The 17,760-nt window shown below is 65.4% G+C and carries 23 protein-coding genes; 20 read left to right on the plus strand and 3 right to left on the minus strand.

Going from position 1 to position 17,760, the window contains the following annotated elements; all coding sequences use genetic code 11:
• Positions 1 to 97 precede the first annotated feature (97 nt).
• The 20 genes from ADL22_RS12670 to ADL22_RS12750 all read left to right on the plus strand — a co-directional run bounded on the left by ADL22_RS12670 (position 98) and on the right by ADL22_RS12750 (position 13,506).
• Positions 98 to 853: a hypothetical protein gene (locus ADL22_RS12670; protein WP_066977329.1), complete on the plus strand. Its 756-nt coding sequence runs from the start codon at positions 98 to 100 to the stop codon at positions 851 to 853.
• Positions 854 to 927: 74 nt separating this feature from the next.
• Positions 928 to 1,416 carry a hypothetical protein gene (locus ADL22_RS12675; RefSeq protein WP_066977332.1) on the plus strand — a complete coding sequence of 163 codons (489 nt, stop codon included), beginning with the start codon at positions 928 to 930 and terminating at the stop codon, positions 1,414 to 1,416.
• A gap of 6 nt (positions 1,417 to 1,422) precedes the next feature.
• The gene (locus tag ADL22_RS12680; RefSeq protein WP_066977335.1) at positions 1,423 to 2,553 is read left to right on the plus strand and encodes a hypothetical protein; all 1,131 of its coding nucleotides are present in this window, start codon (positions 1,423 to 1,425) and stop codon (positions 2,551 to 2,553) included.
• Positions 2,550 to 2,885, plus strand: a complete 336-nt coding sequence (locus ADL22_RS12685) for a hypothetical protein (RefSeq protein ID WP_066977338.1) — start codon at positions 2,550 to 2,552, stop codon at positions 2,883 to 2,885. The genes ADL22_RS12680 and ADL22_RS12685 overlap by 4 nt, the downstream gene beginning before the upstream one ends.
• 104 nt (positions 2,886 to 2,989) lie before the next feature.
• Positions 2,990 to 3,547, plus strand: a complete 558-nt coding sequence (locus tag ADL22_RS12690) for a hypothetical protein (RefSeq protein WP_066977341.1) — start codon at positions 2,990 to 2,992, stop codon at positions 3,545 to 3,547.
• 41 nt (positions 3,548 to 3,588) lie between these two features.
• Positions 3,589 to 4,032: a hypothetical protein gene (locus tag ADL22_RS33830; protein ID WP_079064071.1), complete on the plus strand. Its 444-nt coding sequence runs from the start codon at positions 3,589 to 3,591 to the stop codon at positions 4,030 to 4,032.
• A 57-nt stretch (positions 4,033 to 4,089) separates the two neighbouring features.
• Positions 4,090 to 6,183 (plus strand): DEAD/DEAH box helicase, encoded by a 2,094-nt coding sequence (locus ADL22_RS12700; protein ID WP_066977343.1) that lies wholly within the window; start codon positions 4,090 to 4,092, stop codon positions 6,181 to 6,183.
• Entirely contained in the window at positions 6,180 to 6,416 is a 237-nt protein-coding gene (locus tag ADL22_RS12705) for a hypothetical protein (protein ID WP_066977346.1), read from the plus strand. Before ADL22_RS12700 ends, ADL22_RS12705 begins: the two co-directional genes overlap by 4 nt.
• Before the next feature lie 151 nt (positions 6,417 to 6,567).
• On the plus strand, positions 6,568 to 7,062 hold the full coding sequence (locus ADL22_RS12710) for a hypothetical protein (RefSeq protein WP_066977349.1): 495 nt from the start codon (positions 6,568 to 6,570) through the stop codon (positions 7,060 to 7,062).
• Positions 7,055 to 7,780 carry a hypothetical protein gene (locus tag ADL22_RS35330; protein WP_159048648.1) on the plus strand — a complete coding sequence of 242 codons (726 nt, stop codon included), beginning with the start codon at positions 7,055 to 7,057 and terminating at the stop codon, positions 7,778 to 7,780. Before ADL22_RS12710 ends, ADL22_RS35330 begins: the two co-directional genes overlap by 8 nt.
• Positions 7,773 to 8,552 carry a hypothetical protein gene (locus ADL22_RS12715; RefSeq protein ID WP_159048649.1) on the plus strand — a complete coding sequence of 260 codons (780 nt, stop codon included), beginning with the start codon at positions 7,773 to 7,775 and terminating at the stop codon, positions 8,550 to 8,552. Before ADL22_RS35330 ends, ADL22_RS12715 begins: the two co-directional genes overlap by 8 nt.
• Positions 8,553 to 8,559: 7 nt before the next feature.
• Entirely contained in the window at positions 8,560 to 9,402 is an 843-nt protein-coding gene (locus ADL22_RS12720) for a hypothetical protein (protein ID WP_159048650.1), read from the plus strand.
• A 65-nt stretch (positions 9,403 to 9,467) separates the two neighbouring features.
• Entirely contained in the window at positions 9,468 to 9,815 is a 348-nt protein-coding gene (locus ADL22_RS12725) for a histone-like nucleoid-structuring protein Lsr2 (protein ID WP_066977356.1), read from the plus strand.
• Positions 9,808 to 10,425, plus strand: a complete 618-nt coding sequence (locus ADL22_RS12730) for a hypothetical protein (RefSeq protein ID WP_066977359.1) — start codon at positions 9,808 to 9,810, stop codon at positions 10,423 to 10,425. Before ADL22_RS12725 ends, ADL22_RS12730 begins: the two co-directional genes overlap by 8 nt.
• Positions 10,426 to 10,497: 72 nt before the next feature.
• Positions 10,498 to 10,929, plus strand: coding sequence for a hypothetical protein (locus ADL22_RS12735; protein WP_066977363.1), 432 nt, complete (start codon positions 10,498 to 10,500; stop codon positions 10,927 to 10,929).
• 32 nt (positions 10,930 to 10,961) lie between these two features.
• Positions 10,962 to 11,210, plus strand: a complete 249-nt coding sequence (locus ADL22_RS34680; RefSeq protein WP_107116280.1) for a hypothetical protein — start codon at positions 10,962 to 10,964, stop codon at positions 11,208 to 11,210.
• A gap of 66 nt (positions 11,211 to 11,276) precedes the next feature.
• Positions 11,277 to 11,684, plus strand: coding sequence for an Lsr2 dimerization domain-containing protein (locus ADL22_RS12740; protein ID WP_066977366.1), 408 nt, complete (start codon positions 11,277 to 11,279; stop codon positions 11,682 to 11,684).
• Between the two features lie 66 nt (positions 11,685 to 11,750).
• Positions 11,751 to 12,569: a hypothetical protein gene (locus tag ADL22_RS12745; protein WP_066977369.1), complete on the plus strand. Its 819-nt coding sequence runs from the start codon at positions 11,751 to 11,753 to the stop codon at positions 12,567 to 12,569.
• A gap of 34 nt (positions 12,570 to 12,603) precedes the next feature.
• Entirely contained in the window at positions 12,604 to 13,071 is a 468-nt protein-coding gene (locus ADL22_RS35335; RefSeq protein WP_159048651.1) for a hypothetical protein, read from the plus strand.
• A 21-nt stretch (positions 13,072 to 13,092) separates the two neighbouring features.
• Positions 13,093 to 13,506 (plus strand): hypothetical protein, encoded by a 414-nt coding sequence (locus tag ADL22_RS12750; protein ID WP_066977371.1) that lies wholly within the window; start codon positions 13,093 to 13,095, stop codon positions 13,504 to 13,506.
• Between the two features lie 82 nt (positions 13,507 to 13,588).
• On the opposite strand, the gene ADL22_RS12755 is transcribed toward ADL22_RS12750, so the two are convergent.
• From ADL22_RS12755 to cobT, 3 genes are all read right to left on the minus strand, one after another.
• Positions 13,589 to 14,503: a TrmH family RNA methyltransferase gene (locus tag ADL22_RS12755; RefSeq protein ID WP_066977375.1), complete on the minus strand. Its 915-nt coding sequence runs from the start codon at positions 14,501 to 14,503 to the stop codon at positions 13,589 to 13,591.
• 80 nt (positions 14,504 to 14,583) lie between these two features.
• A complete protein-coding gene (gene cobA, locus ADL22_RS12760; protein ID WP_066977377.1) occupies positions 14,584 to 15,822 on the minus strand; it encodes a uroporphyrinogen-III C-methyltransferase in 1,239 nt (412 codons plus the stop codon).
• Between the two features lie 171 nt (positions 15,823 to 15,993).
• The coding region (cobT, locus tag ADL22_RS12765) for a nicotinate-nucleotide--dimethylbenzimidazole phosphoribosyltransferase (RefSeq protein WP_159048652.1) at positions 15,994 to 17,760 on the minus strand (1,767 nt) is incomplete at its 5' end.

Genomic DNA, 17,760 nt, shown 5'->3' on the forward strand with positions numbered 1-17,760 from the left:
TAGCTGGTTCCTCGCGTGCTGCCGTCTTTGTTTTCCGGACGGATGTCAGTGGCCGGTGATAGGCCGTTCACTGCTCCCTGGCCCATGTGAGGACGTCATGACGGAGAAGGACTACCTGAACATCGTCGACCCGTGGCTGCGGACGCGGGTGGAGACGATGAAGGAACTGGTCGACGCCGTGTCGCTGCCCGAGTTCGAGACGCAGGCCGCCGAGATCGACAAGCTCTGGGAGCAACTGCGCGACTACGAGGACATGCACCGCAAGCGCCTGGTGCACTCCCGCAAGCCGGTGTTGCAGGCGCTGAAGGTCGACGAGCTGGCGGAACTGCACATGGCGTTGTCGTCCGGCCGGTGGCCGCAGCGGAAGGACGAGCTGATCGACGCCGTGCTGGAGATGGAGTGGCGCGACGGTGCGATCTGGAAGGCGTACCGCGACGCCCGCTACGACTACGACCGCTTCGAGCGGTGGCGCTTCGAGCTGCAAACACTGCCCCGACGGCTCCAGGACCTGGAGAACGAGGCGACCAGGATCACCGAGAGCATGACCGCGCAGACGCCTGCCGAGACGATCACCAAGATGCAGCGGAACGGGATGCGCAACCTCGTCGACTTCCACAAGGCGGAGGCGGCGAGGGCGGCCCGGCTGGTGTACCAGGAGCACGGATACCACCCGGCGGTGCTGGAGCTGATCGACCGGGCGCGGCAGAACCTCCACTGGCCGCTCTCTGGCTCCCTGGAGGCGAGCATGAGCGGGCTGAGCCAGTACGCCCGGCTGCTGGCCGCCCGGGACCTGCTGACGCTGTGCGCACGCTGGCTGCCCGCTGACGTCCGTCCGTATTTCCCCAGCCAGTAAAGACTGTCCTGGTACTACGAACCCAGAGACAGCTACGATGACTCGTATTTGCTGGAGGCGATAGAGGACGAAGCATGCCGAGTGATGAGTGGTACCGCCCGGAGTACAAGGGGCGCGAGGACGAGCTGATCTCCTCCCAAGAGATCCTGGATCGGACGGGCTATACGCGTGGCGCGCTGAATACGTGGAAGAAACGCCATGCCGATATGCCGAAGGTCGTGTGCGTGAAGTGGCGTAGCCCTGATAGCATGGAAGGTCGGGGTCACGGTGCCTTCGATCGCTACTGGGTCCGGTCCGAGATGGAACCGTTTTTGGAAAAGCGCCTGGAATTGGCGCGGGTGTACCGAAAGCCCGAGGACCGTGATGAGCGGTACCACATCGTTTCTGCGAGAATCCGCGAGGACGAGATGCGTATCAAGTGGATTATCGCGAGAGAGACGAATCTGAAGGATGAGCTTGGCAGGCTCCGGCGGGAGCGCGAACTCCTTCAGGACCGTTCTGTAGATGATCGCCGTTTTTTGACGGCGTACGAGCGTGAGCGAAACCGCTCCACGGAAAACTGAGGACGCATGAGCGAGGAAACACTGGCCCGTCGGACCACCAAGCAAGTTCTTGAAACCGCCCGCCTGTGTATCGAAGCGTTGGTCGGGGATATCGCCCTTCATAGTTCCGTTCCAGGGGTATGCGAATACGCCGCCTGCCTATTGGAGGCACGCGACGATGTCCGCGTGCCCCAGCACCTGCTGCCGTTCCTCCCCCAGCACCCCGAGGTCCGGCGCAGCTTCATGGCAGCTGCGCGGGACAACGCGATCCATCGCTTGTGGAGCCGGTCGAAGGTCGTTTACGCGATGGATGACCTGATGCTGCACTACCTGGCTCAGTCGTCGGTCAGTGAGATCCCCACCTCCGTGCTCCAGGATCTGCCGCACGCCAACCCGTTCATTCTGCTGCCCAAGCCCGAAATGAACGACCCTGAAATCGCCTACTTCCGTACGCATATCGGGGTGCCGCTCGGCGCGATGGTCTTCGGCCGGTTCGACAATGCCCGACGGCTCTGCTCCACAGCGGACGAGCGCCGTGAGGACCTGGGGTTGATGTTCGTCGGCTGGATAGACGACGAAGAGAAGGGGCGGGTGTTCCAGACGCTGCGCTGCACCGTTCCCCTGCGCCACGAGCGCCTCACCGTGGACGACGTGGTCAATGAGACCGTCGCCAAATTCCACTTCAGCAAGGATCTCGGCGAGGACGACAACAGCAAGCTCGAATCTTGGCTGCGCCGCTACGTCACCCAAGTCTTCAACAGCCTGCTGTACGTGTGTACGGACCAGCCGGACACCGAGGTCTACCAGCCGTCCGTCAACCGAACGGGCAAAACCAAGTCCGGTAAGAAGCAGCGGCGCCCTCGCCCTGGTGACATCGACACCGTCGTGAAGGTGGGTTTCCGTCTCGGCCCCGCTTTGCACGCCGCCAAGCGCCAGTCTGACACCCGTGAGAAGAGGGAAGGTGAAGGCACCGGCCACCGGCAGCGGCCCCATCAGCGCAAGGGGCACTGGCGCACGTTCTGGACCGGTCCCGGCCGCGAGATTGAGAAGCTGAAGTGGGTGCGCCCCTACTGGGTCTCCACCGACCTGCTCGGTGACGGTGACACCCCCAACGACGTGGTGATCCGCCCGGTCACCTACAAGGAGAAGAAGCGATGAGCCCGGTCAACGTCTGGGAGGAGACCCTGGACATCAACCAGCACCTCGACGCGGCGAGGGGACTCGACCTCGACACCGACGAGGGCCAGGCCCGGTTCGAGAAGGTCAAGGAAGCCGTCTGCGGGGAGCTGCGCAAGTCCCGGCACTACCGCACGGACGAGCAGCTCCAGCAGATGCGGCCCGGCCCCTACACCGACGAGCGCGGCGAGGCGCTCGTCCTGGCGAGCTTGATCCAGGAACTTTCGGAGGCAGGCAGCGTTCAGGCTTTCGACCGCGAACTGCACTACGTCTACCTGTGGGGGGACGACCGCCGGGTCTGGCTCGGCCGGTAGGTACGACAGCCCTGTGCCGGGCCGCCAGTCACTCGGCGTATGACCGGGCAGGGCGCTCACACCTCCGCCCAGGGGGACTCAATCGACGACAAGGGGAGCAGGAGATGAACGAGTTGAACGACTTCGTCGACTTCGACGAGGCGGCCGAGGCAGCGACGGCGGAGCTGTACAAGAACGGCAAGCACTACGACGCGCAGTGGCTGCGGCAGAACGCTCTGAAGGCCGAGAAGGGCCCCAACCCGGTGCGCAAGGTCGTGGTGGATCTGGGGCTCGGTGACTCCGTCGACCGCTTGGACTCGACCAAGGGGCAGCGAATCTTCGGCCCGCAGTCGGTTGAGACAATCTTCTGGCCGGACGGCGGGATCGATCAGCGTCTCTATGACCTTGGTGAGGCGCCCGCTCAGCCCCGCAACAGTGCCAATGGTCGTTTCCTCGACCCCAACCCTCGCCAGGGCCGCAAGACCGGTGAGTACTACGACAAGGACCGCTTCGAGTGGAACGGCGAGAGTAAGACCGCCCGGGAGTGGTACGAGCACCCCTCCCGCATCGACGGCTTGTCCCTGGCCACCTTCAGCACCCGGCTCAAGAAGCGCGGGATGAGTGTGCAGGAGGCCCTGACCACGCCCGTCCAGCGCGGCGGGCGCCGGAAGCCGAACTCCTGAATCTCTAGGTACGACTAGCCTGCACCCATAGGGGGAGCACCATGGACGAGATCATTAACCGGCAGCCGTGGACCATGCCCGGCTGGATGGAGCCCTATCGGGCCGGATTTGTCGGAGTCCGTCCCGAGGATGTCGAGGAGTACTACAACGACGACTCCCCGGCTCACATCAACGCTGCCCGCGCCATCATCGGCGCCCAGGTCAAGGCTCAGGTCGGTCTGCTGACCTCGCTGTGGGAGGCCGGTCTGCTCACCAAGCCCCGCCAATGTCTTGACCGGAGCACAGAGGGCCACACCTGCCAGGGCCTCGTCACCGGCCAGCCTTCGCGGGCGGGCACCGGGGCGACCATTTATCGGTGCCAGGCGGGCCATGACGCGTCCGAAGCACACGCCCGGAAGGTGCGGGAGCGCTACCCCGACACGGACGTGCCGCCCGGTTGGTTCGACCCCGCGGTGGCGGGTGAGCGCTGGAACGACGACTACTGACCGAGCCCTCCCTCTCTCTCTGATTCCCGCACAAGACACGAAAGGACGGAGCGCGTCGTGCAACCGCGTCCGCACCAGATTGAAGCGCTCGAAGCGATTCGCACCATCGGACCAGCGGGCCGCGCGCTCACCGTTCTGGCCTGTGGTACGGGCAAGACTCTCATCGGGCGCCTAGCTGCCCTGGAGCGGGCCGGAGAGACCGGCCGGATCATGCTCTTGGTCCCCACCAAGCCGCTGCTTCGTCAGACCTATCTGGACTGGCACCATGACGTTGAGGGTGGTGTGGATGGTCTCCTCGTCTATAGCGACCCCGCAGTGGGTGAGGCGGCTGCCACCACAGATCCTGAGAAGATCGCGGAGTTCCTCGCCGCCGACTCCGAGCGTGTCCGGCTGATGCTGTGCACCTATAAATCGGCCGCTCGCGTCGCCGAAGCTTATGAGGCTCACCCTGACCTGCCCGGCCTGGACGTCATGGTCCTCGACGAGGCGCATCACACCGCCGGTGCCGGGGAGAAGGAAGCCGCCGTCGTCCTCGACGACAAGCGCATCCCCTGTCGTACGCGCCTGTCGCTGACCGCGACAAGGAAAGTCCACCCTGCTGGTGACGGCACCCAAGACGTTGTGAGCATGGACAACCCCGCCCTCTACGGGGAGTTGGTCTATGAGCTGACCTTTGGGGCGGCCATCAAGCAAAAGCTTCTCTCGGATTTCCGGGTGGCGGTCGTCGTGGTGACCGATGCCGAGGTCCACGAGGTGCTCCTCTCCCAGGAGGGGATGCCGACCCAGGAGGAGACCACCACCTCTCAGATCGCCGCGCAGATCGCGGTCGCTCGCGCCATCGAGAAGTACGGTGTGAAGAGCATCGTCGCCTTCCATAGCCGCCGGGATCGCTCCCGGACTTTCACCAAGACCCTTCCGAGCACCGCAGCGAAGGTCACCTCCGTGCCTGTTCAGGCACTGCACGTCGATGGCCTCAGTGGCCCGGCGGAGCGGGAGGAGGCTCTCGATAAGCTCGCGCACCCTGCCGAGGGGGGCGCCACCGTGCTGTCGAACGTGGCGGTCCTCACAGAGGGGATCGACGTTAGGCGCACGGACAGCGTGGTCTTCGCGGACCCCAAGACCAGTAAGGTTGCCATTGTCCAGGCGGTCGGCCGGGCGCTGCGGCTCCACCCCGGCCAGGACCAGCCATCCGTCATCGTTCTGCCCGTCTACCTTGCCCCTGGGGAGAGCGCCGAGGCTGTTCTGGCAGCCAGCGAATTCCGGCACGTTTGGGCCGTCCTCTCCAGCCTTCGGGACTATGACGAACGCATGGACGCCGCCTTGACCAATGCACGCGTGGAACTCGGCGAGCAGGAGTTCAGCGACAAGGCGCAGCCGATCTCGTGGCCCAGTGCCATCGACATTCTCGGCGATGATGCCGTGGTCCGAGAAAAGCTGCACGACGCCCTCCAGCTACACCTTCTGACGGGTACCACCGAGCCGTGGCTCGCACGGTACGGAAAGCTGCGTGCGTACATGGAGTTCACGGGCGCGATGCCTACGAGCACCTACGTAACCCCGCAGGGCGATGCCTTGGGAAATTTTGCCGCCGCCCAGAAGAGAAACTACAAGAAGGGAACGTTGCTGCCTTCTCGTATCGAGCTGCTGGAAGCTCTGCCGGGCTGGAGCTGGGGCAAGCGGCAGGAGAAGTACCCCGAGTTCGACAATGACGCCTTCATGGCGAAGGTGCATGAGTTCATGGCCGTCATGCGGGACCGCAGCGTCGATGACCGTCTGCGGAACATGCGCATGGTCAAGCTGGCCTATGAGGTCCACGGCATCGTGCCGGATTTCAAGTATCCCGCCAGCAAGTACAAGGCGTTCGTCAACAATGCCGTGATGGCGATGGTCGGGCTCTGGCACCGCACGGGCAAGGGAAGCAATACGACGGTCCTCAACATCCTCCAGGGTGAGAAGCTGGCCAAGGACTTCCGCGAGGCCGGACAGATGGCAGACCCCTTCTTGCGAAGCCAGCGCATGCGGAGCATTGCCAAGCAGTTCGAAGCGATCTACCCCAACTTCGAGGTCGATCCCTCCTTGCAGGAGGCTTGGTTGCTTGAAGAGGCTGCCCGTATGAAAGAGCATCTCGACACCTACACGAGTAGCCAGTGAACGAGATCGGCGTCCAGGAGGCGACAGTGAATACCGTCATGACAGCCAGCGAATACTTGGCATCTTTCGGTCCGCTGACCATGCAGTGGAAGTGGAAGCGTAGATACGACTGGCGATACCTCGACCAGGAGCCGGAGGGCCAAGACGCCGACCTCTATGTGGGCGCCTTCCAGATCGCCGGAGATCCCAAGTGGCTCGTCGTCGACGACGGCCAGGGCAACTACGAGATGTGACAGCCCGAGGACCTGACCGGAACCGTCCGCAAGTACCGCTCCCCGAACCCGCCCGCACCCATCCTGCACACCCGTAGCCTCGACCAGATCCTTGCCCTGGCCTGGTTCGAGACACGCAAGTACCGCACCAGCCTGGAGAGTTAGACACCGCATGCCGAACTACGTCATGATCTCGGCCCAGGAGTTCTGCGATCTGACGGGCCTGACCATGGCCCGATTCAAGCGCTACCGCAAACTCCTGCACGCCGCCCCCAAGGAACCGTTCCCGGCCGAGGTGTACGAGTACCACACCACCGTCATCTTCGACGTCGAGGAACTCTGCGAATGGTTCATCGACCTCTACGAGGACATGGTGCCCAGCGAGGAGAGCCGCCTCGGGGAAGCTGCAAGGACGCTCCAGCACCGGCTCAAGGTAGAGGACCTCAACACCGTCGACGACCTGGCCACAGCCGTCCAGCGAGCAAAGGTCCTTGGCTTCGTCGGTTATTCCAACCGCGAACGAGTCACCCTGCAAAAGCAGCTCGACAAGGCATACAAGGATTATCTGAAGTTGCCCAAGGAAATCCTGGCCAGCAAGAAGGTCCTTACGGAGTCCCAGCGCCTACTGAAGCGGCTACGGGTAAACCCAGGAGTCGACTGTGGCTAAACAGTACACAGCTTTCGACGAATCCAAGAGTCTGGCCGAGTGGAGCCGCGATGAACGCTGCCAAGTCTCGCTCCCCACCCTCTACAAACGCGTACGGAAAGAGAACGTACCACTTGAAGAGGCAATGACCACCCCGCCGAAGACAGGACACGGCCCCAGGAAACCGCGAAAAACCTACACGGCTTTTGGCGAAGCGAAGACGGCAGGAGCTTGGGCACGGGACGAACGCTGTATCGTCACCCCGCAATCCCTGAACTACAGGCTCAAAGTTCTTGGCTGGCCTATAGAAAAAGCGATGACTTGGACTGCCTGGAAGCCCGAAGACGAGGACCAGTACACGGCGTTCGACGAGACGAAGACGCTATCAGAATGGACGCAGGACCAGCGCTGCACCGTCGACCGCTACACCCTCCGCGACCGGGTGCGGCACAGGAAGTGGAGCCTGGAAAAGGCACTTACAACGCCGAAACCCGAGCGCCCGCTGGGCCCGATCACCGCCGCTACCACCGTCACCCGTGAAGGCATGACACACAGCATGACAGTGAGGGGCTACGAAGCCTTTGGCCTTGTACTGCCTGCAAAAGAATGGGCCAAACGAACCGGCCTGTCAGTCTCCACTGTGCGGAAGTACGCAAATGCCAACGAACTGGAAAAGCACCTAACCCAGCTTGACTGGAACCCCTCCCAATCCAAGAAAGCGATAGACCGCGATGAGTAACGAATACAATTTGCTGGTCGTCGACTGGGACTTCTTCTTCCCCAACCCGTCCTACGGCGCCTCCCACGACGAGACGGCGCTGCTGTACGACTGGGCCCACTCCGAGTCGGAGTTCCTGATCGACATGATCTGGCACATCCGGGCCGAGGGATTCCTCCGGTACGGCCTCCCCCTGCCCATGTGCCAGGGTTACGAGGGCTTCTGGAACCGGTTCAACTTCGGCGACAACCCAGCCCCGCTCCTCTACGGCGACAGCAACGTCCACTCCGGTCTGCTGGTCCCGTCCTCCTTCGGGTTCGATGCCAGCGCGTGGTCGAAGGTCTCACTCTGGGACGCCCACCACGACTGCGGCTACAAGGGCACCCTGGAGCAGTGGAAGGCCCAGGGGTACATGGAGTGCGACTCCTGGATGCTCAAACATCACGAACTCGGCAGCCAGCTCGAAGTGATCTACCCGCCGTGGCGCACCAAGATCGATGGCATCGAGACAGGCCCGCTCATTCCTGTCCCTCGCCGAATCGACGACGGAACGAATCCGGACACGACGTACCACGCGATCTACGTCTGCCGTAGTGGCGCGTGGGTGCCGAGCTGGTGCGATCGGCAGTTCGAGGACTTCCTGGCCTCCTACGGCGGGCCGGGCGCTGAGGCCCCCGGTAACAAGTGGACACAGCCACGGCCCGACCCGATGCCCGACGCCCGTCGAGCGGTCGAGGCACGGAAGAGCTACGACGCCAAGCTGACCGAACTCGGCCACAACGACTTGCTGTAGGTACGACGTGCATCCACGACAGCTTCCCAAGCTCAGGGACGAAGTCTTCGACCACTACTCGCAATACGAGAGCGGAAGCATCGCATCGATGGTGGAAGGGGCACCGCTTTACTGGGCCTCCGACCGCCAGGTCCGGCAGACCGCCCGGATGTCCGACGAACTCGACGACCACAGCGGAATGCTCGAATACGCCCCCGGGCCCCGGGGGTTCTTGTGGCTCGACCACTCGGACCCAGAAACCCTCGGCGTCGCGCTGGACGACCAACCGGTACCCTTCCGGGTCTTCTCATGGGACCGGCTCAGCGACCCCTGGGGGAAGCTCACGATCATCGCGTGGTGCCTAACCAAGGAGGCCCCACCCCTGCGCCCCGGGCGCCACGTGGGACCTCTCATTCCGATCATTCACGGCCGGTTCGGTCAGGAAGCCGACGACCACCACGTCAAGGTGATCCTCTCCCGAAAGGCGATGGACGCCGCGCCCACCCTCCTCTACCCGGTCCTCGCTATGTGGTACCGGATGACGCTGCCCCGCTTCGCCACCATGTCTACTTCGCGGCCAACCACCGCGCAGGCGAAGAAGGCAACACGAACAGGGCGCCCTCTCCGCGAACTCGACGTGACACTGATCGAGGTCACCGCCCGTTCGCGCAAGCAGTCGTCAACTGGCCACCCCAGTGCGGCCACAGGACGCGCGCTTGACTACCGGCAGGAGGTCTCCGGGTTCTGGAGGATGCAGCACTACGGACCCGAGAACTCCCTCAGAAAGAAGATCTGGGTCGACTCCTACGAGCGCGGCCCTACGGACGCACCTAAGCGCCCGAAGAAGACCGCAGTGAAGGTCTTCAAATAAACCACCCAGAGGCCAACCGAGTTGGCTGCTAGTCTCACCTAACCACCAGTACAAGGAGAAACCCCGTGGCACAGAAGGTCCAGATTCTGCTCGTCGACGATCTCGACGGCGGCGAAGCCCACGAGACGGTCACGTTCGCGCTCGACGGCAAGACGTTCGAGATCGACCTCTCCGCAGCCCATGCGAAGAAGCTGCGTAAGTCGCTGGAGCCGTTCGTCCAGGCCGGTCGACGTACTGGTGGGCGCTCCTCCTCTGGTCGCGGCAAGGCACGTGCCACCTCCACCAGCGCCTCCGGCACCGGGGACACCGCGAAGATCCGCGCCTGGGCGAAGGAGAACAACTTCAAAATCAGCGAGCGCGGCCGTGTCCCGGTCGAAATCCGCGAGGCATACGCGGAGGCACAGGGTGAGTAACCCGCTCCAGGACCGCTTTGACCGGATGCGTCCGGACACCCCCGACTACCACCGACTCGTTGACGTCGCAGAGATCACGACTCGTTTCGACAAGCTGGGATCCACACGCGCCGAGCTTTTTAAGCGCATCCCTGAGCGCCTCATCATGGGGTTCTCTGAGGAGCACGTTGACCGCGCCACTCGCGATATGAAGCTCGAAGCGCCTGATCCGACCGAACTCGTCAAAGAGCTGAGTAACAGCTTCTGCGAGGGCTTCATGCTCGGCCTCCTCTACACCAAGGAAGGCGGCCATCAAGACGGTGGGGAGGTCTTCCAGGAATTCCTGGACCACAAGAACCTCGTGGACCGGCGCGTCGAGATGCAACAGTGGGCAGAGGAAGGTCAGGATCGAATCTTCTCGGAGTGGGGCAAGCACATCGACGTCCCCACGATCGCTTTCGTAGCAGCAGCGAAAGGGACGCAGTTCCTCCGGGAAGCAAAACTCCTGGGCATTACCCACCAGACGCTGAGATTCGCCTTGCAAGCCATCTACATGGACGGGCTCCTGCGCGGATGCCTGTTCCAAGAACTTGTCCAAGAACTTGGTGGACACCGCAGCCCCTCCGAGTAGTTGACCGAACGCACGCTTCCGACGGCCCGCCACTCTGGTAGTGGCGGGCCGTCGGAGTTTGAAGGAGACGCGATGAGCAGCTTCGACAGCGATGCTGATGACCCAGCGCAGTACACCGAAGCCCTCAAGAACTACTTGGAGGGCTTCGGTGGACAGGCGCAGCTCGCCGTCCAAGAGATCGCTGATACGGCCCAAAGGCAGGCCACGTGGGATGCACAGGTCCTTGCCATGCGCGTGCTCTCCGACAAGGTTCTTCGGTCTGTGGCCGAGGCCCTCAGCCACATTGCTGATCAATGTGCTGACTACGACGACCCGGTCATCGACGATGCAGGCGACGACCTGTGGGCTATCAAGGAACTGATCTACCTGGTGATGCAGTCCTTGGGTGTGGCCGAAACCCGGACGGACGTGTCTCAGAGTGAGTTGGTAGCTCAGCCCGAGGTGAGGCTGCGGAAGGAGGCGGCCCTCCGCCGACTGCTCGATCGCGGTGGCGAGAACCAGTAGGTACGACCGTCGCGCTAGGTACTGGAGACTTCGTGGCTGAGCAAGAGAAAAAAACTCTGGAAGAACTCATCCTCACGTGGGAGCAATTGGAGATCGGACGCGAGTACCCGGTCAAGGACAACTTCTGCAAGCACTGCTTCGGTAGAAGGCTGGTGTTCGTCGTGCGGCTGGAGGCGACTCCCGGCGCCTTGGCGGGTGTCCAACTCAAGACCAGCGCCCGTAAGCGGCCTTGGCTAGTTTGTAAGAGCTGCGGACGGGAAAGCAAGGGGAAGCAGCCCTAAGCCGATTGGCCTCAACTCCGCTATTTCCATTAGGATTTGGGGGAACCGATCGAAAGGGTCGCCGTTATGGCCGTGAAGGAAACTGTCCAGGTTGATGAGGCGGAGAAGGACCAGCCGGGAGTCCAGAAAGTCATCGCCAACATCCCCGTAGGCAACCAGGTCGTTGAGAAGGCAACGTACTGGCGGCCGGTCCTCCAGGATGACGTCAGCCCCCACGTCACGGAAGGCGTCCGCACCATCAAGTTTTCGTCACCTGCATGGGTCGAAGAGGAATACGAGACTGGAGAGACCAACGAGGACGGTACCGCGAAGATCGGGGTCCGTCAGGTTCTCGACACCCAGTGGTACGAGATCGACCTCGGCGAAGAAAACGTGGCGGCACTCCAGGAAGTGCTCAAGCCGTTCACCGGTATGGCACGCAAGGTTGAGGCGCCTGCGGTGAAGCCAGCGCGCAAGAGGCGCTCAGCGAAGTGATTAGTAACGCCCCCTTCCGCGCGGAGGGGGCGCCTTCTTAGACGAGCACACCGAAAGGAATCTCCGATGACGTCCTACGAGGACATGACCGATGAGGAGCTGTGGGACAGCCCCCTCGGCCGCCGCATGCGCCTCTACGCCGACAAGTTGCTCGCCGCCGAATTCGAGCGTATCTCGCTGGTCGCCCAGCGCAAGTGGCAGCAGGACAGCGCCGTTGGCGTCAACATCGCCAGGGACATCCTGTCAGTCAACGGAAGCCTGGAGGAACGCAACGACGGCGAAGACGGCGACCCCTGGGCCTACTGGTGGAGCAACGAGATTCAGGGGCTCCGCAAAGTTGTCCATGAGGCCGACGGCACCCCGGACGCCGTCCAGGAGGCGGCCAAGGCGTACATCGCCCACTTGCAGGACGAGAAGCGTCCGGCGGCCAAGCAGCCGGTCACCCTGATGTTTCCCGGAGAGCTTAAGAAATGGGTCCTTGCTCAGCACCCGAGGGCCGACCGGTTCCATCTGACCGGTACCCGGCGGCCTGGCGGGCCTTCGGGCCTGAGCTTCTCCCTTGGCACGCGGCGCTGGTACTTCGCCGCACCGGACGGATTCATCGACGGTGCATTCGACACCCGCGCCCTGGCCAGCGACGGATTCTACGAATACGAGGCCCGGCTCAGCGCTTCCGAGGCAGACGCCTCGACCACCGAGACAAAAACGGGGACTCCGTCCGACGTGGCGGGCGCCCTGAGCCATCTCCTCACCGGTCACTCGGTCTGCGACCATGGTCCGTTTGCCGTCCACGAGGCCGATGGTTTCCACGAGGAGCCCTACGTGCTCATCTCAGTCGAGAACATGGCCAAGGTGCTCGACAACATCCCGAAGGACCGGTTCTGACAGTGCGGTTCATCATTGGCAACTGGAGGACTAGGTGAGCGGCCAGACGAAGATCGTCTACGCGGCAGGAAATGGTGTTCCGGAGGGTGTCGCATTCCCCACCGGTACGCCGTCAAGAGAAGGCGGGCTCCTGATGATCATGGCACTCGCCATCGCTCCCGAGGTACCACGTGACGAACTCAACGACTTCCTGAAGCGGCACCATTTTGTCCCTCGCACAGAAACTGCGCGTGCGGCAGATTCACAGGCTCGCTGGACCCTGGAAAAGGATTCCAGCGTGCGACTTTCATTCACGAGCGAAGAGGGACTGGCTCAGCTCGTGATCCCCACCTACCCCAGTCTTCGACACTGGGCGACGATGGCGGTGATGTACGGGGGCACGGTGTCACTGATGGTGTTACCTGATATGCCGTCCCCGGATCTCAATTCAGTGGGACGCCGGATCAGTCCTGGTGGCACCGGAGAGTACTGGCATCTGAGCATGGCCAATCTGAGGGCCTGAACAGCGAAAGAGGTTGAGCAAGTGAGCACAGAGATAGAAAAGCGCTGCGCCGACTGCGGGAAGCTGCTCCCGGCAGACTACAAGCGCAGCGAGTGCAGGCACTGTGAAAAGTGCGCGGACCTCGACTGCATCCGCAGGCATGGGGAAGCACAGGCGATGAAAGAACAGGCCGAGCAGCTCAAGGAGGAAGCCTCGGCCGGAAGCCGCGTCGAGGACCTGAGCAAGCTGAAGACAGGGCAGACCGTCATCGCGAGCTACCCGGACCAGAGGGTACTCAAGATGACTGTGAAGGCTCCCTATGGCCGACACGAGGGCCGGTTCGCCTTCGAGACCGGGGTGCTTTGCTTGGTCCACGCCCGCGTCTCCAGGGCACCGTACGACATCTTGCTGACCGAGCGAGACGTGACGGAGGGGCACGTCTACCTGGCCCAGTAAGGAAAAGCCCAACAGCGAGGCAGCAGCTAGGTACGTCGAAGCCCCGGCCCTTGGCCGGGGCTTCGTCTATCGCACTTCAGGGTCAGCTGTCACACAATGAGTAGAAGCTGATCGCCGCTGCTGCGGCGATATTCAACGAGTCAATGCCATGCGACATGGGGATGCGCACCCACTCGTCGGCAGCGCGCATCCAATCTCGTGAAAGGCCGTGCCCCTCAGACCCAAGCATCAGAGCCAGTTGGTCTTCGGGCCCGGCGTGCAGCTCGTTGAGGGCCGTGGCCTTCTCGTCCGGGGTAAGGGCCAGAAGCCGGAAACCAGAGTCGCGAACCACATCAAGAGCGCTTGGGCCAGGCGTCAAGCGTGCGTATGGTACGGCGAAGACGGCGCCCATGGATGTCTTCACCGAGCGGCGGTAGAGGGGGTCGGCGCAGTCTGATGAGAGCAAGACCGCTTCGATGCCCAGCGCTGCGGCGGATCGGTAGATGGTTCCGAGGTTGCCGTGGTCGACGATGCCTTCCAGGAGGGCGATCCGCCGGGGCGGAGCAGCGTTTTCGCAGGTCAGAGGGCCTTCGGGGCTAGGGTATGATGCTGTGCCACACATGTTGGTGTGGTCGTTGACGGCCTCCATGACCGCGATGCGGCGGGCGCCGGCGAGGAGGTCGGCGGGCGCGGGCAGCGGTTTGCGCTGCATGGAGGCGAGGGCGCCGCGGTGGACGTGGTAGCCCGTCACGCGTTCGGCGAGGTCGGGGCTGACCGCGTAGACCGGGGCCGGGACCTCGTCGATGACGTCGCGCATCGCCTCGACCCACTTGGCGGAGAGCAGCATCGAGCGCATCCCGTAGCCGGCGTGGCGGGCGCGGCGGATGACCTTCTCGCCCTCGGCGATGAAGAGTCCTTCGGCCGGTTCGCGGCGGCGCCGGAGTTCGACGTCGGTCAGGCCGGTGTAGTCGCGCAGCCGGGGGTCGTCCGGGTCCTCGATGGTGATGATGTCTGCCACGGGGAGAGGGTGCCTTGTCGGTGTCGGGGTGCCAAGGGGCGTGGTGTCAGGGGCGTGGTGCCGAGGGGCGGGCGCGGGTGTCAGCCGGCGATCGGCGGCGGGGTGAGCGCGACGACGTCGCCGATGACGATGACGGCGGGCGGGCGGATGCCTTCGGCCCGTACGGTCTCGCCGAGGGTGGCGAGGGTGGCGTCCACCCGGCGCTGCGCGGCGGTGGTGCCTTCCTGGATCACCGCGGCCGGGGTGTCGGCCGGGCGGCCGCAGGCGATGAGCTTGGCGGCGATGGCGGCGCTGTTCTCCACGCCCATGAGGACGACGAGGGTGCCGCGCAGGGTGGCGAGGGCGGCCCAGTCGACCAGCGAGCGGCCGTCGTCGGGGGCGACGTGGCCGCTGACGACGGTGAACTCGTGGGCGACACCGCGGTGGGTGACGGGGATGCCGGCCGCGCCGGGGACGGAGATGGTGCTGGAGATGCCGGGGACGACGGTGCAGGGGATGCCGGCGTCGGCGAGCGCCTGCGCCTCCTCCATGCCGCGGCCGAAGACGAACGGGTCGCCGCCCTTGAGGCGGACCACGGCCTTGCCGGCCTTGGCGTGCTCGATGAGCGCGTTGTTGATGGCCTCCTGGGCCATGAACCGCCCGTAGGGGATCTTGGCGGCGTCGATGACCTCGACGTGCGGGGGGAGTTCGGCGAGCAGGTCGCGGGGGCCGAGGCGGTCGGCGATGACCACGTCGGCCTCGGCGAGCAGCCGGCGGCCGCGGACGGTGATCAGGTCGGGGTCGCCGGGGCCGCCGCCGACCAGCGCGACCCCGGGGGTGTGCGGGCGGCGGTGGTGCGGGGCGGCGAGGGTGCCGTCGCGCAGGCCCTCGACGACGGCGTCGCGGACGGCGGCGGAGCGGCGCGGGTCGCGGCCGGTGAGGACGGCGACGGTAACGCCCTCGACGCGGCCGGTGGCCGGGGTCCAGGCGGTGGCGGCCTCGGCGTCGTCGGAGCGGACGGCCCAGACGCGGCGTTCCTCGGCCTCCTGGGAGGCGGCGGCGTTGGCCTCGGGGTCGTCGGTGGAGATCAGCGCGTACCAGGCGCCGTCGAGGTCGCCGGGGCGGTAGCGGCGGCGCTCCCAGCGGAGTTCGCCGGTGTCGGCCATCGCCTCGACGGACGGGGTGGCGGACGGCGAGATCAGCAGGACGTCGGCGCCGGCGGCGAGCAGGGCGGGGAGCCGGCGCTGGGCGACCTGGCCGGCGCCCAGGACGACCACGCGGCGGCCGGAGAGCCGCAGTCCGACGGGGTAGGCGGAGGGTTCGGCGGCGGACTCGGCCATGGTGGGGTGGCTCCTTGTGGGTGGTGCGAGGCGGGGAGGCGGCGGATGCGGCGGCCGGGGAAGCCGCTGCGGCGCCGGAGCGGCTTCGGGGGTACGGCCGGATGAGCGTACGGCCCCGGCCCACAGCCTAGAGGGCTGCGGGCCGGGGGTCATGCGAGGGCCGGGGGCGGATCAGCTCTTCTCGGTCACTCCGGCGGCGTCGAACGTGGCGACCTCGTGCATGGCGCGGGCGGCGCTCTGCACGACGGGCAGCGCGAGCAGGGCGCCGGTGCCCTCCCCGAGCCGGAGGTCGAGGTCGACCAGGGGGCGCAGGCCCAGCTTGTTGAGGGCCGCGACATGGCCTGGTTCGGCGCTGCGGTGGCCGGCGATGCAGGCGGCCAGGGCCTCGGGGGCGATGGCGCGGGCCACCAGGGCGGCGGCGCCGGCGCTGACGCCGTCGAGGATCACCGGCGTGCGCAGGGAGGCGCCGCCGAGGATCAGGCCGACCATCGCGGCGTGCTCCAGGCCGCCGAGGGCGGCGAGGACGGCGATCGGGTCGGCCGGGTCCGGCTGGTGAAGTTCCAGCGCGCGGCGGACCACGTCGACCTTGCGGGCGTGGGTCTCGTCGTTGATGCCGGTGCCGCGGCCGGTGACCTCGGACGGGTCGACGCCGGTGTAGACGGCGATCAGGGCGGCCGAGGCGGTGGTGTTGGCGATGCCCATCTCGCCGGTGAGCAGGGCCTTGTTGCCGGCGGCGACGAGGTCCCGGGCGGTCTCGATGCCGATCTCGATGGCCTTGAGGACGTCCTCCTGGGTCATCGCCGGGCCCTGGGTGAAGTCGGCGGTGCCGGGGCGGACCTTGCGGGGCAGCAGTCCGGGGGTGGCCGGGAGGTCGCCGGCGACACCGACGTCGATGACGCAGACCTCGGCGCCGACCTGGTTGGCGAACGCGTTGCAGACCGCGCCGCCGCCCAGGAAGTTGGCGACCATCTGGCCGGTGACCTCCTGGGGCCAAGGGGTCACGCCCTGGGCGTGGACGCCGTGGTCGCCGGCGAAGATGGCGACCGCCGCGGGCTCCGGAATGGGCGGCGGGCACTTGCGGGACAGGCCGCTGAGCTGCGCGGAGATGATCTCCAGCATGCCGAGCGCGCCGGCCGGCTTGGTCATCCGCTTCTGCCGCTCCCACGCCTCACCGAGCGCCTTGGCGTCCAGCGGGCGGATACCGGCCAGGGTCTCCTGGAGGAGGTCGTGCGGGGCCTCGCCGGGCAGGGCGCGGCGCCCGTAGGTCTCCTCGTGGACGACCCAGGACAGCGGGCGGCGCCGGGACCAGCCGGCGTGCAGCAGCTCGGGCTCGTCGGGGAACTCGTCGACGTAGCCGACGCAGAGGTACGCGACGACTTCGAGGTGTTCGGGCAGGCCCAGTTCGCGGACCATCTCCCGCTCGTCGAAGAAGCTGACCCAGCCGACGCCCAGGCCCTCGGCGCGGGCGGCGAGCCAGAGGTTCTCGACGGCGAGCGCGGAGGAGTACGGGGCCATCTGCGGCTGGGTGTGCCGGCCGAGGGTGTGCCGGCCGCCGCGGGTGGGGTCGGCGGTGACGACGATGTTCACCGGCGTTTCGAGGATGGCCTCGATCTTCAGCTCGCGGAACTGCTTGGCGCGGGCCTTGGGCAGTGACTTGGCGTACGCCTCGCGCTGCCGCATGGCCAGCTCGTGCATCTTGGCGCGGGTGTCCTCGGACCGGATGACGACGAAGTCCCAGGGCTGGGAGTGGCCGACGCTGGGGGCGGTGTGGGCCGCCTCCAGGACGCGCAGCAGGACGTCGTTGGGGATCGGGTCCGGGCGGAAGCCGTTGCGGATGTCGCGGCGTTCGCGGATGACGCGGTGGACGGCGGCGCGCTCGGAGTCGTCGTAACCGGGGGCGGGGGGTGCCGCGGGGCCGGGGTCGGCGGGGTGGGGGGC

The organism is Streptomyces sp. NRRL F-4489, from assembly GCF_001509485.1.
Lineage (GTDB): Bacteria > Actinomycetota > Actinomycetes > Streptomycetales > Streptomycetaceae > Streptomyces.

Excerpts from the sequence above, each read along its gene's own strand:
- ADL22_RS12675 (WP_066977332.1), top strand. The coding sequence starts at position 928 with ATGCCGAGTGATGAGTGGTACCGCCCGGAGTACAAGGGGCGCGAGGAC.
- ADL22_RS12680 (WP_066977335.1), top strand. The coding sequence starts at position 1,423 with ATGAGCGAGGAAACACTGGCCCGTCGGACCACCAAGCAAGTTCTTGAA.
- ADL22_RS12685 (WP_066977338.1), top strand. The coding sequence starts at position 2,550 with ATGAGCCCGGTCAACGTCTGGGAGGAGACCCTGGACATCAACCAGCAC.
- ADL22_RS12710 (WP_066977349.1), top strand. The coding sequence starts at position 6,568 with ATGCCGAACTACGTCATGATCTCGGCCCAGGAGTTCTGCGATCTGACG.
- ADL22_RS33830 (WP_079064071.1), top strand. The coding sequence starts at position 3,589 with ATGGACGAGATCATTAACCGGCAGCCGTGGACCATGCCCGGCTGGATG.
- ADL22_RS12690 (WP_066977341.1), top strand. The coding sequence starts at position 2,990 with ATGAACGAGTTGAACGACTTCGTCGACTTCGACGAGGCGGCCGAGGCA.
- ADL22_RS12745 (WP_066977369.1), top strand. The coding sequence starts at position 11,751 with ATGACGTCCTACGAGGACATGACCGATGAGGAGCTGTGGGACAGCCCC.
- ADL22_RS12735 (WP_066977363.1), top strand. The coding sequence starts at position 10,498 with ATGAGCAGCTTCGACAGCGATGCTGATGACCCAGCGCAGTACACCGAA.
- ADL22_RS12670 (WP_066977329.1), top strand. The coding sequence starts at position 98 with ATGACGGAGAAGGACTACCTGAACATCGTCGACCCGTGGCTGCGGACG.
- ADL22_RS12715 (WP_159048649.1), top strand. The coding sequence starts at position 7,773 with ATGAGTAACGAATACAATTTGCTGGTCGTCGACTGGGACTTCTTCTTC.
- cobA (WP_066977377.1), bottom strand. The coding sequence starts at position 15,822 with ATGGCCGAGTCCGCCGCCGAACCCTCCGCCTACCCCGTCGGACTGCGG.
- ADL22_RS12740 (WP_066977366.1), top strand. The coding sequence starts at position 11,277 with ATGGCCGTGAAGGAAACTGTCCAGGTTGATGAGGCGGAGAAGGACCAG.